Origin of the sequence: Arcobacter rhizosphaerae (genome assembly GCF_049472155.1) — a bacterium.
In the GTDB taxonomy this organism is placed as follows: Bacteria; Campylobacterota; Campylobacteria; order Campylobacterales; family Arcobacteraceae; genus Arcobacter_B.
In genome coordinates this window covers 265,067-278,746 of sequence record NZ_JBMOVW010000003.1, presented here as the reverse complement: position 1 = coordinate 278,746, position 13,680 = coordinate 265,067, and the positions used below count along the sequence as shown (strand labels likewise).

Sequence of the window (13,680 nt, the reverse complement as noted above, 5' to 3'; positions counted from 1 at the left end):
AAAAATATCTTAGCATATTTTTATATATAACATTTTTTGGGGTATGTATGTACCCATTTGCTAGATATTATCCAGTTGTACCCAACTGGTTATATTTCCTATTATCTTTACCTATTGGGGTGATTTTTCTTACATTTATCATAACAATTATTCATGAAATCATCTCTTATGGGGTAAAGAAAACTCCTTTCAAAGAAAATCGAAGAAATTTTTTAAAAAAATCCTTGGATATTGGTGCTGTTTCACTTGTTGTTGGAACAAATGCCAAAGCTATGCAAAATGCAAAAACCATAGAAACTGAAAATATTAATATAAAAATAAAAAATCTAAAAAAACCTTATAATCTAGTACAACTAAGTGATGTACATATTGGGGGACTTATTGATAAAACTTTTATAGAAGACCTTGTAAAAAAGGTAAATAAGCTAAGCCCTGATGTTATTGTAATTACAGGTGATTTAGTAGATACTAAACTAAAGTTCGCAAAACCTGCTTTAAATGAATTAGCAAAACTAGAATCTAAATATGGTACATATTTTATAGTTGGAAATCATGAGTATTTTCATGGGGTAAAGCCTATTATTGATTATGTAAATTTTCTTGGTATAAAAGTTTTAGAAAATGAATCGGTATATGTTGGAGAAGAGAATGAAGGCTTCAATCTAGCAGGAGTATATGATGTTTTTGGGCATAGATATGGAGATTTTATTCCCAATATAAATAAGGCATTAGAAGATAAAAAGAACTCTCCTACTATTTTACTTGCACACCAACCTAGATATGTAAATGATATAGATACAAAAGATATTGATTTGATTTTATGTGGGCATACTCATGGTGGACAAATTTTTCCATTTAATTATCTTGTTAAACTCCAACAACCTTATGTAAGAGGTTTAAATAAACACAACAAAACTACCCAAGTTTATGTAAACAAAGGCACAGGCTTTTGGGGACCACCCATGAGACTTGGTGCTAGTTCTGAAATTAGTTACTTAAAATTATCTTAGAATAAAAATTCAAAAAAACTTCCTTTTATTTATTAATAATTCTTATTATATAATGCGCTATTTATTTATAAAAGGAAGTTAATGAGTGGTAAAGAAATACTACTAGATAATAATTCATTTATTGTTTCAGAAACAGATGAGAAAGGCTTTATAAAGTATGCAAATGATGAGTTTTGCGAGATTAGTGAGTTTACTCTTGATGAACTAATTGGAAAACCACATAATATTTTAAGACATCCAGATATGCCTAATGCAGCTTTTGAAGATTTATGGAAAACTATACAAAAAGGTAAAGTTTGGAAAGGTTTTGTAAAAAATAAAACAAAACATAATAATTTTTATTGGGTTTATGCAACTATTTATCCTTTAGAGTCTAGTGATGGTTCTAAAGGTTACATGTCCTGTAGAAAAGTAGCTTCAAGAGATGAAATACAAAAAGCCAAAGAGCTTTATAGCACAATGAACTAGGAGAAGCTACGATGAATTTTTTAAAAGATTTACCTATTAAAAGTAAACTATTAGTAACTATAACTATACCAATGATAGCTATATTAATAGTCTCTTCAATATTATTATTTCAAGGATATACAAAATATAATAATTTAAAAGAACTTGAAATACTTATGAAATTTAATTCTAAAATATCTCACCTTGTACATGAAACACAAAAAGAAAGAGGTGCAACGGCAGGTTTTTTAGGAAGCAAAGGTGTTAAATTCAAAGATATTTTATCAAAACAAAGGGATTTAACAAATAAGAAACTAAATGAAATAAAACTCTTTATAAAAGATAATGAGTTAACTACTTTAATTAATAGTAATGAAAAAGAAAACCTAGATACAATTTTAAATGAAATATCAAAAATAAACTCTATTAGAACTAAAGTAAGTAGTTTTGATATCCCTTTAAAAGATGCTATTTCTTATTATACAAACCTTAATTCAATTTTCTTAAAATATATTACAATAACATCAAAACAGTCTTTAAATAGTGAAATAACTATGGAAACTATGTCTTACTATGCATTTTTAGAAGCAAAAGAAAGAGCTGGAATTGAAAGAGCAGTAGGTTCAGCAATATTTGCAGCAAATAAATTACTTCCTGGATTTCAAGCTAAATTTATTACTTTAATAGCACAACAAGATGCCTATATGTCAACTTTTAATTCTTTAGCAAAAAAGAATTTTATAAAATTTAAAAATGAAAATCTTAAAGGTAAATCTATAGAAGAAGTAAAAAGATTAAGAGAAGTTATTATTTCTAGTAATCAAGGGAATTTTAATATAGATGCAACTCATTGGTTTAAAACAATTACTAATAAAATTAATCTTCTTAAAAAAATAGATGATTATATTTCAAATGAAGTGATAACTGATACAATCATAAAAAAAGATAAAGCTTTAAATAAATTCCTTCTTCTATCTATCTTTGTTATAGTAATTATCCTAATTACTGCATTAATTGCTATTTATAATACAAAAACAATTATTAACTCGATTATGAAAATTAGACATGGAATTGAAGTATTCTTTGATTTTATGAATAGAAAAAGAAATACCTTTGACCATATAGATGTTACATCAAGAGGAGAGCTAGGTGAGATAGCTCAATTTATAAATAAAAATCTTGAAATTTTGGAAATAGAGCTTGAACAAGATATGAAGTGTGTAGGAGAAGCTATTTTAGTTCTAAACAAACTAGAACAAGGAAATTATCATAATCAAGTAATGTCAATGCCTGCTAATCCTCAAATAAGAACCTTTGCTAAAACAATTAATAAGATGCTTCAAAATCAAGAAGCGCTTATGAATAATATTTTAGATGAATTAAATAAATATACAAGTTATGACTATTTATCAAAAATAGATAATAAAAATATCCATGGTGAAACAAAAAAATTAATTGATGGAATTAATGCTTTAGGTGAAGCAATAACTGCAATGCTAAGAGAAAACAAAAACAATGGTGACCTTTTAAATGAAAACTCTAAAGAGTTATCATCTAATGTGGAACAGTTAAGTAACTCTGCTTTATCTCAAGCTGCATCTATTGAAGAAACAGCTGCTTCAATAGAAGAAACAACTGCTTCAATAAGAGAAATTTCTTCTCAGGCTATAAATATGCAACAATTATCAAAAGAGACTTTAACTTATGCAAATGATGGTAAAAACTTAGCTAGAAAAACTCAAAACTCTATGGAAGAGATAAATAATGCAACTCAAGAAATAAATGAAGCTATTACAATTATTGATCAAATTGCCTTCCAAACAAATATTTTATCACTAAATGCAGCTGTAGAAGCAGCAACAGCAGGTGAAGCAGGGAAAGGCTTTGCAGTTGTAGCTCAAGAAGTAAGAAACCTAGCAGGAAGAAGTGCTGAAGCGGCAAAAGAGATACAAGAACTTGTTGAAAAAGCAAAAGAAAAAGCAGCTGAGGGTAAAAATAGCTCAGAAGAAATGATTGAAGGCTTTAATAAACTAAATGAAAAAATTGAAAATACAAGTGATATTATTGCCTCTGTTACAGACTCTACGCAAGAACAAAGTAGAACAATTTCACAAATCAATGAAGCTATTACAAAAATAGACCAATTAACACAAGAAAATGCAAAAGTAGCTAATAATGCAAAAGATATTGCAGCTAAAACAAATGATATTGCTATAGAAATTATTAAAAATACAAATAGCAAAAAATTTAACTAAAAAGAGATATTCTCTTTTTAGTCATCATTCTTAATAAAATATAAAAATAAATAAATGTACAATGTATAACTAAAAAAATAACTTTAGGTATACTATGAACTTAAAAAAAATTCTATTGATTTTCACTCTTTTAAGTACCTTGATGCTAAATGCTAACTCTAAAAAAATAGTATATATCACAGCTGATATGAATATTCCTTTTTGGAAGATAATGTCAAAAGGTATTCATAATATTACTGAAAAACAAGATTATGTATTTAAAATTTTTGACTCACAAAATAGCGCAAAAAAAGAGCTTATGCATACTATTAAAGCTATAAAAGATGAAGTAGATGGAATAATTCTATCCCCTACAAATTCATCTGCTTGTGTTACTATTTTAAAACTTGCAAAAAAAGCAAATATTCCAGTAATAATTGCTGATGTTGGAACAGATAAGGGTGATTATGTTTCTTATATTTCATCAAATAATAAATTAGGTTCATATAACTTAGGTATAGTATTATCAGAAGAAATGAAGAAAAGAAATATTCATAATAAAAAAGTTGGAATTATAGCAATACCCCAAAAAAGATTAAATGGACAAGAAAGAACAGCAGGTTTTATGGAAGCTTTAAACCAAGCCAATATAAAAGGTGCTGATATAAAACAACTAATTAATTGGAGTAATGAAGAAACTTATAAATATACAAAAGATATGATAAACAGATTTCCTAATTTAGGTGCTATTTGGATTCAAACTTCAAATATTTATAAAGGTGCTATTTCTGCCATAAAAGATATGAAAAAAGAGAATGAAATTTTGCTTATTGCTTTTGATGCAGAGCCTGAATTTGTTGAACTTATTAGTCAAAATACTATTATTGCCTCAGGAATGCAGCAACCTTACCTTATGGGACAAAAAGCTGCTATTTCTATGCATAAACACTTTATTGGCAAAAAAGTTATTAAAGATATTCAAGTTCCTATTTTAATAGTCTCAACTAAAAATATAGAAGAGAAAAAATCTACAATTAATCTAAATGTATTAGGAATAGAAAGATAATGAAAAAAATAAAATTATCTTTATATTTTGCACTAGCTCTTACAATTATTTCTACAGTAGTTTTAACAATGAGCATAAACTCTACATATAGTTATATAAATACAAAAAACAAAATTATTGAGAATATGAAAATAGATTCAAGAAATACTATTTTATCATTAAAAGACAATATCAAAAACCTTATTTCAGCTTATGCGATAAATGAATATAATAACCTTATTTACAATGAACTAAGTAGAAAAGATATCTTTGCCATTATAATAAACGACTACAATATGGGTAAAATATTAGGAGAAAAATATCTTTCTAGTGGAAAAATTAAGTACAATGGAAAAATCATAGATTATGATCCCTTGAACAAAAAACAAAACAAAGAATTGAAAAACTCTTTTTATTCAGATACATATAAAATAACTTCTTCTTTTGGAAATGAGATTGGAACTATTAGTATTTATATTTCTGATGAAAAAATGAATAAAGAATTAAAAGAAATTATTATTGAAAATATCAAAAATACATTTATTTTATCTTTGTTTATGATACTATTTTTATTTTTAACAATTAAAGCTTTTATTCTAAAACCTATTTCAAATATTACTAAAACGTTAAAAACTATGGATAAAGATGGAATTCCTACAAAACTCCTTGAAAATAATGCTTTTATTGAAATTGACAATCTATCAAGTAGTATTAATGATATGATAAACACTATTAAAAAATCTACTGAAAATCTAAAAAATGAACAAAATAAACTTGAATATTTACTACAAAACAGTCCTATTGCAGTTAGAATTGCAAAGTGTAATAGTGAAGATGTAGTATTTGCTAATCATGCTTATAAAAAACTAATCAAAAAAAATAATAACTTTAAAAAACCTCTAAATTATTATGAAGATAAAGAAGAATATAAAAAAATCCTAAATAGATTAAAATTAAATGAAACAATTTACAATAAACTAATTGAATTAAATATTGATAAAAAAAGAATTTGGGCATTAGCTTCTTATATGAATATACATTTTGATAATGAAGATGCAGTTATTGGTTGGTTTTATGATGTAACAAATGAAAAGAATAGTGAAAATAGATTATATGAAGCATTAGAACTTCAAACTACAATTTTTGATAACTCAGGATATATGATTATTAGAACTGATAGACAAGGTTTAATTAAACAAATAAATAAAGAAGTAGAAATAACAACAGGTTATACTCAAGAAGAATTAGTTAATAAACAAACTTTATTAATTTTCCATTTAGAAGAAGAGTTAAAACAAATAGCAAAAGAGTTTAGTATAAAATTAAGAGAAAACATAGAAGCAGATTTTAGTGTATTTATTGCAAAGTCACTTCTTAAAAATAGTGAAAGAGAATGGACATATAAAACTAAAGAAGGTAAACATTTACCAGTAAGTTTAAATGTAACAGCCCTAAAAAACAAAAATAATGAAATCTATGGATATCTAGCTATTTCAAGGGATATTACTCAAAATAAAGTAATGGAATCTCAATCTAAACTAGCTTCAATGGGGGAAATGATAGGTAATATAGCTCACCAATGGAGACAACCTTTAAGTGTAATAACTTCTATTTCAAGTGCAACCATTCTAAAAAATGAAGTTAATAGATTAAGTAAAGAAGATTTATATAAAAGTATGGACAATATTACAAAACAAGCAAAATATCTATCTAATACAATTGAAGACTTTAGAGATTTTATTAGAAATAAAGAGCAAAAAGAAATAGTATTAGTTTCTCATGTAATAAATAAAACTATAAATATTTTAAAAGCTACTTTAAATAGTAATGAAATTAATTTGATTTTAAATAGTAATGAAGATATTGAAATTCCTGCTTTTGAAAATCAGTTAATTCAAGCTCTAATTAATATTATAAATAATTCTAAAGATGCTATGAATGAGAATATTAAAAAACATGAAACAAAAATTATTATAATTGAAACAAAAAAGACTTCTACTGGATTAGATTTATCTATCATAGATAATGGTGGTGGAATTAAAAAAGAGATATTAAATAAAATTTTTGAACCATATTTTACTACAAAACATAAAAATATTGGTACAGGGATTGGATTGTCTATGACTTATCAAATCATAACAAAACACCATGATGCTAAAATTATTGCTTCAAATAGCACCTATACTTATAATGATAAAGAATATACAGGTGCTAAGTTCTTAATATCTTTTAATAATTAGTTTGCAATAGCTAAAAAACTAGTAGTAATTGTTAAAAAATATATTGTTATTAAAATTATATAATCTTTTTTATTTGTATTAATATTGTTTTTCATTTTTTTCTCCTTATAGTAGGAGAAAAAAATCTCCTACCAATATAAATTTATTTTTAAACTGTTTGAAATCCTAAGCCACATATCATCGGACATAAAATTTTTCCTTTTATTTAATTTTTTTGCATAAAAAAAGGGGAAGAGCAAAAGCTCTTCCCCTGTATAAGATTGTTTATAAAATCTTATTATTCAGCGAACTTAGCTTTCTTTGCTGCTCTTTTTCTAACTGTTGGATCTAAATCTCTTTTTCTAACTCTAACGGAAATTGGAGTTACTTCAACAAGCTCATCTTCTTCAATCCACTCTAGTGCATTTTCTAAAGACATTTCTCTTGGTGGAATAAGCTTAATAGCATCATCAGCACCCGAAGATCTTACGTTTGTAAGTTGTTTACCTTTGATTGGGTTAACATCTAAGTCATTTGATTTAGCATGCTCACCGATAACCATTCCTGTATAAACTTTATCTTGAGGCTTAATATACATAATTCCTCTTTCTTGTAAGTTAAAGATTGAGTAACCTAAAGCTTCACCATTTTCCATAGATACTAATGCACCATATTTTCTGCTTTCAACTGTACCTGAGTGAGGTCTAAACTCTAAGAATGAGTGATTCATAACACCCTCACCTTTTGTATCAGTTAAGAACTCAGTTCTAATACCAATTAAACCTCTTGCAGGAATTTCAAACTCTAATCTTGTAAATCCAGCACCCATTGGTACCATATTTGTCATATTAGCTTTTCTTTTTCCTAGTTTTTCAATAACTGTCCCTGAAAACTCATCAGGAGTATCAATAACTAAGTGCTCAAATGGCTCCATAGTTACACCATTTTCTTCTCTTGTAATAACCTCTGGTCTACCAATAGAGAACTCAAAACCTTCTCTTCTCATGTTCTCTGCAAGAATAGTAATTTGAAGCTCACCTCTTCCGTTTACTTTAAATTTACCTTCACCAATTTGCTCATAATTCATAGCAATGTTAGTATTCATTTCAGCGGCAAGTCTTTCATCAATTTTATTTGAAGTTACAAACTTACCTTCTGTTCCTGCTAATGGAGAATCATTTACTGCAAAAGTTACAGAAAGTGTTGGCTCTTCAATGTGCATAGGATCTAATGGCATTGGGTTTGCAGGATCACATAGACTATCACCCACATCAATAGTTTCAAATCCAGCTACAGCACAGATATCACCTGCTCCTGCTTTATCAATTTCGATTCTCTCTAAGCCTTTAAATCCAATAAGTTTAGAAACTCTACCTTTAACTTTCTCACCATCAGCTTTACATAAAACAACAGTTTCACCCATAGAAATAGTTCCGTTAAAGATTCTAGCAATACCGATTTTTCCGATGAAGTTATCATAATCAAGTGTAAATACTTGAAGTTGAAGTCCTTCTTCTTCACTTCCTTTTGGCTTTGGAACTTCTGTAAGAATAGTTTCAAATAATGGTTGTAAATCTTTCTTTTCATCTTCTAAAGCGTGCATTGCATAACCATCTCTAGCTGCTGCATAAATTACTGGGAATTCAAGTTGCTCTTCATCTGCACCCATTTGATCAAATAGGTCAAATACCTCATCAACAACTCTATCTGGCTCACCAGCTGGTTTATCAATTTTATTTACAACAACGATTGGTCTATGACCTAATTGAAGTGCTTTTTTAACAACGAATTTAGTTTGAGGCATAACACCTTCTTGAGCGTCAACTAGTAATAATACTGAGTCAACCATCTTTAAAACCCTCTCAACTTCTCCACCAAAATCGGCGTGTCCTGGAGTGTCGATGATGTTAATTCTTACACCTTCGTAATCAATAGCAGTATTTTTAGAAAGAATTGTAATCCCTCTTTCTTTTTCGATATCGTTACTATCCATAACTCTTTCATCAACTTCTTGGTGAGCTGCAAAAGTACCTGATTGTTTTAGTAACTCATCAACAAGTGTTGTTTTACCATGGTCAACGTGTGCGATAACTGCAATGTTTCTAATATCTCTCATTTATTCTCTTTATAATAATTTTGAAGGAATTTTTAATTTTAGCTAAAATTTTCCTGATTAGTTTTCGCGATTATACTAAAAAAAAGCTTAAACTATAGATATATTGTATAAGTAATTACAAAATGATTACATATACACTTTTTATCTTCCCAAAGTTTGATACAATATATTAATAAATTTTCAAGGGATTATATGAATTATCAAGAAATATTAGAAGAGATTAATGAAGAAATTAAACCTTATCTAAAAAAAGGTGATGTAGCCGATTATATACCTGCTTTACAAAAAGTAAAGAAAAATGATTTTGCTATGAGTATAATAGATGTGGATTTAAATGAGTATCATGTAGGCTCACATAAAAAGCCTTTCTCAATTCAAAGTATCTCAAAGGTATTTACTTTTGCTTTAGCCTTACAAAACTATAGTAAAGAACTTTATAAAAGAGTGGGACATGAACCATCAGGGGATCCTTTTAACTCACTAGTTCAACTTGAATATGAAAATGGTATTCCTAGAAATCCTTTTATAAATGCAGGAGCTATTGTCACAACTGACGCTTTAATATCTTTATATAAAGAAAGCACTTTTGAGTATATTCTTCATTTTATTCAAAGTACTGCAAATGATGATACTATTTTTTATAATAAAAACGTATATAAATCAGAACTAAAACATGGATATAGAAATTTAGCTTTAATAAATTTAATGAAAAGTTTTCAAAATATTAAAAATTTCACTGATAGTGTTATGCAAACATATTTTAAACAATGCTCAATTGAAATGAGTACTAAACAACTTGCAAAATCTATGCTATTTTTAGCAAATCATGGAGAAAATCCTATTACAAAAGAATCATTAATAAATGAAAATAAAGCAAAAAGAGTAAACGCTTTAATGTTAACTTGTGGACATTATGACGCTTCTGGTGATTTTGCTTATAAAGTTGGGCTGCCAGGCAAAAGTGGAGTTGGAGGAGGAATAGTTGCTATTGTTCCTAAAAAAATGGCAATTTGTGTTTACTCACCAAGACTAAACTCTTATGGAAACTCTCTTGCTGGAACAAAAGCTTTAGAATTATTTGCTAAAAAAACAGGTTTATCTATTTTTTAAAATCAAAATTCTGATAACTAAATCGCAAAAGTTATCAGAATTATCTTATTTATTTTTTCTTTTTCTATACATCAATAAACCTGTAACAAAAAACATAGGAACAAATAAACAAACTATAAACATAATACTTTGACCTATAAGTCCAAAATATTCCCCTGTATGTATTGTTAAAATAGACATCATAATTTGTTCATTTAAACCTTTTTTTTCATATCTTTCATGCTTTATTATTTGTTTTGTACTGATATCTAAGATTAGTTTATTTCTTTCTCTTCTTTGAGTCGCGCTCTCATCGAGATATATAAAGCTATAAACTGTGCCTTTTTTAGGTATTTTAACAAATGAAAATTGATATTTATGTTTAATATTATCATTAAACATTTTTATTGCTAAATCAAGATTAGAAAAAGTATCTTTACTTCTTTTTCTCTTTGATTTATCAATAATTCTTGCTGGCTTTTCTAAACCAACCAAATTATAAATGGTTTTACTATATGAAGGATAAGTCCAAGTCAAACCAGTTATTATCAAAACAAAATATATTGGCATAAACCAAAGGCCTAAAGAGGAATGAATAGAACTTAAAAAAAATCTACCTTTTGATTTAAAACTAAAACTAAGATTTTTAAAAAATCTATTTTTTAAACGAGGATATAATATATATAAGCCACTAAAAAGTAAAATCAAAAATAGTATAGATGAAATCCCTATAATTTGTCTTCCAAACTCTTTTAATAAAAGTGTTCTATGAATATTTTCAACTGTTCTGAAAAAATTTTCTGCCTTAGCTTCTCCTAAAAATTCTAAAGTATAAGGGTTTACATAATATGTAACAGCTTTTTTTCTTCCATCAATTTTGACTTTTACAGCGAAAGAAGATGTTTTTATATTTGAAAAAGATACTGCTTGTATTTCTCCATTAACTTTTGTTTTAAGATCTTCTAATATTTTTTCAACTGAAATTTTTGGTTTATTTAATAAAGGTACTTCATAAATATCTTTATTTAAATATTTCTTTATTTGTGGTTCATAAGCCATTATTGCACCACTAAGTGCAATAATGACTAAAATAGTTCCTGATAATAAACCAAAAAATAAATGTGCTTTATATAAGTAACTTTTTCTCAAATTTAAACTTTAATATTACTCTAAAAATCTAGTTGAAAAGCAAGACTAAAGGATCTTCCTTGTCCAGGAACTCTTCCAACTGGACTTACATCTACACCTCTAAAGTAATAATCTTCATCAAAAATATTATTAACAGCAAAACTAACTTTTGCATCTAGTTTATTATCTAAAGGTATCATCCTAGAGTATTTTGCATTCCACAACATATAAGATGGAACCTTTCCTTTTTGACCATTTGCGGACTCTTCTTTAGTATTTGCACTATCAGAAAAAGCATCACTTAAATAAACACCTGTAATATTAAAATCATTATTAGAAATTGAATAATCTCCAGATACACTTAACTGATGAGTTGATACGCCAGGAAGTTTCTTGCCTTTATTAGCTCCTGTTAATTGTTCTGTATCTAAATATGTGTATCCAAGTGTTAAAGCTGTTTGGTTTGTGGGCTTTAAAACTATTTGTGTTTCAATACCTTGATGTCTTGTTTCTCCTAAGTTTTTAAAAGACTGAGTACTACTTATATATTCAATTTGGTCCTCATAATCTATTCTATATAAAGTTGAATTCATACTAAAAATATCATTAGGTGTATATCTTAAACCTACTTCATAATTCCAAGCTAACTCAGCAGCTAAATCTCCATCTTTTCTAACTTGTGCAACTTGAGGAGCTCTTAGTGATCTTTGGGCATTTGTAAATAAAAACAACTCTTTATTTGCTTGATAACCAATACTTAAACCTGGTAACCATGATCTCATATTTTTCTTTTTATCTGCATTTGGATTTGAATTAATATTATCACCAAAGTCTGTATCAACCATTTCATATCTTAAACCTGGTGTAACTTTTAAATCTCCATTCATTAAACTTATAGTATCACTTACATAAGTAGCAATAGCATCAGTTTTAATCTTCCAGTCTCTTATAGTATTTGTTAGATTACTACTAAACTTTTTTTGATCTAATAAATAATCTACATCTTCTCTTACATATCTAGCACCAACTGTAAATTTATGATTAGATTTTTCATAAGTCCATCTAGGTTCTGTTCCTAAAACAACTATTTCTCTATCTGCTGTTCTTAGTGAATCTTCTTGAGCTGGAGTAAAACCTAAACCAGTAGTATTCCAACCCCATTGAAACTTTCTTTTACTTTTATGGGCAAAATTAATCCAGTTAAACTCACTATTTTCATTAGGATTTAGCTTATATCTTAAAGAAGCTCTTGTTGTTTCTCCTTCAAATTTATCAAAAATTCTTTGTGATTTGCTTTTATCTTTTTCATAGGCTTCTGGAAGTAAAGCCCCTGGTAAATCTGCATCTGCATCATAGTATTGAATATTTGCCTTTAGTTCACTATTATCATTAGGATAATATTCTGAATCTAAAATGATATTTGTAATGTCTGTTTGAGAATGTTCTCTAAAAGATTCTCCATTTATACTATTAACTTGTAGTTGTAATCCTAAATCATTATTTACAAAACCACCTGTTCTTAAATATATGTCATTTAAAATATTACCATTATCAGCAAAATCTATTTTATTTTTAATTGTCGAACTATGTTCAGTAGAAATAGGCTTTGTAATAAAATTTACGACACCACCAACATTATTTGGACCATAATGTACTGCTGCTCCACCTCTTACTACATCAATAGATTCAAGTGTTTCCATTGTAATTGGAAATAAAGAAAAACTTGCATGGCTATATGGAGCAATAGCAGCAGGTACACCATTTACTAAAGCATTTAAATAAGCACTTCTTCCTGGTTTTAAACCTCTTAAAGAAATATTTGGTAATACTCCTGTTCCTGTTTCATCTTGAATTTGAACACCAGGAACTACTCTTAGAGTATCTTCAAGGTTTTTTGCAGCTACTTTTTGTAAAGTTTTAGATGTTATTATAGTTCTTGCTCCACTATAATCCTTTACAGCTTCTTCTTTTGAATTTCCTAACCAATCTCCATAAACTTCTACTTCACCTAAACTCTTTTTAGTTAAATTGTTATCTTTTAAGTTTTGTTTTTCTTCTTTTTTTATAATAACTATTACGTTGTTTTTAATTACTGCTTTTAAATTTGTATTTAAAAGTACTTTTTCTAAAGCATTTTGTACACCTTTTATATCTTTTATTTCTTTTGAAAGTTTTCCTTTTAGTAACTTCCCATCAGCAATATAAGACATTTTTGATTTTAATGCTATTTGTTTAATTGCATTTTCTAAACTTTGCTTTTCTAAAGTAAAACTATTTTGTGCATATAAGTTTAAAGAAAGTACTAAACTAATTCCTATCATCTTAGAGTATTTTATACCCATATTGATTGCTCCTTACATTTTAAATGATTTTGAGAATTGTTCTCTATATC

General features: G+C 27.3%; 9 protein-coding genes. 6 read left to right on the top strand and 3 right to left on the bottom strand.

Annotated features, from left to right (window positions below; translation table 11 throughout):
- Positions 1 to 47 precede the first annotated feature (47 nt).
- The 5 genes from ACH5BH_RS07275 (at position 48) to ACH5BH_RS07255 (ending at position 6,976) form a co-directional block, all read left to right on the top strand.
- Positions 48 to 1,010 (top strand): metallophosphoesterase, encoded by a 963-nt coding sequence (locus tag ACH5BH_RS07275; protein WP_423297915.1) that lies wholly within the window; start codon positions 48 to 50, stop codon positions 1,008 to 1,010.
- Positions 1,011 to 1,091: 81 nt separating this feature from the next.
- Positions 1,092 to 1,478 (top strand): PAS domain-containing protein, encoded by a 387-nt coding sequence (locus ACH5BH_RS07270; protein ID WP_423297914.1) that lies wholly within the window; start codon positions 1,092 to 1,094, stop codon positions 1,476 to 1,478.
- A gap of 11 nt (positions 1,479 to 1,489) precedes the next feature.
- Positions 1,490 to 3,712: a methyl-accepting chemotaxis protein gene (locus ACH5BH_RS07265; protein ID WP_423297913.1), complete on the top strand. Its 2,223-nt coding sequence runs from the start codon at positions 1,490 to 1,492 to the stop codon at positions 3,710 to 3,712.
- Positions 3,713 to 3,806: 94 nt separating this feature from the next.
- Positions 3,807 to 4,757, top strand: a complete 951-nt coding sequence (locus ACH5BH_RS07260; RefSeq protein ID WP_404305173.1) for a substrate-binding domain-containing protein — start codon at positions 3,807 to 3,809, stop codon at positions 4,755 to 4,757.
- Positions 4,757 to 6,976 carry a PAS domain-containing sensor histidine kinase gene (locus tag ACH5BH_RS07255; protein ID WP_423297912.1) on the top strand — a complete coding sequence of 740 codons (2,220 nt, stop codon included), beginning with the start codon at positions 4,757 to 4,759 and terminating at the stop codon, positions 6,974 to 6,976. The genes ACH5BH_RS07260 and ACH5BH_RS07255 overlap by 1 nt, the downstream gene beginning before the upstream one ends.
- A gap of 277 nt (positions 6,977 to 7,253) precedes the next feature.
- Here ACH5BH_RS07255 and typA read toward each other — a convergent pair whose 3' ends face one another.
- On the bottom strand, positions 7,254 to 9,071 hold the full coding sequence (typA, locus tag ACH5BH_RS07250; RefSeq protein WP_423297911.1) for a translational GTPase TypA: 1,818 nt from the start codon (positions 9,069 to 9,071) through the stop codon (positions 7,254 to 7,256).
- 192 nt (positions 9,072 to 9,263) lie between these two features.
- Here typA and ACH5BH_RS07245 point away from each other — a divergent pair, with 192 nt between their 5' ends.
- Positions 9,264 to 10,181 (top strand): glutaminase, encoded by a 918-nt coding sequence (locus tag ACH5BH_RS07245; protein WP_404305168.1) that lies wholly within the window; start codon positions 9,264 to 9,266, stop codon positions 10,179 to 10,181.
- Positions 10,182 to 10,226: 45 nt separating this feature from the next.
- Here ACH5BH_RS07245 and ACH5BH_RS07240 read toward each other — a convergent pair whose 3' ends face one another.
- Complete coding sequence (locus ACH5BH_RS07240; protein WP_423297910.1) at positions 10,227 to 11,309, bottom strand: PepSY-associated TM helix domain-containing protein; 1,083 nt, start codon at positions 11,307 to 11,309, stop codon at positions 10,227 to 10,229.
- Between the two features lie 20 nt (positions 11,310 to 11,329).
- Complete coding sequence (locus ACH5BH_RS07235; protein ID WP_404305164.1) at positions 11,330 to 13,630, bottom strand: TonB-dependent siderophore receptor; 2,301 nt, start codon at positions 13,628 to 13,630, stop codon at positions 11,330 to 11,332.
- Positions 13,631 to 13,680 lie beyond the last annotated feature (50 nt).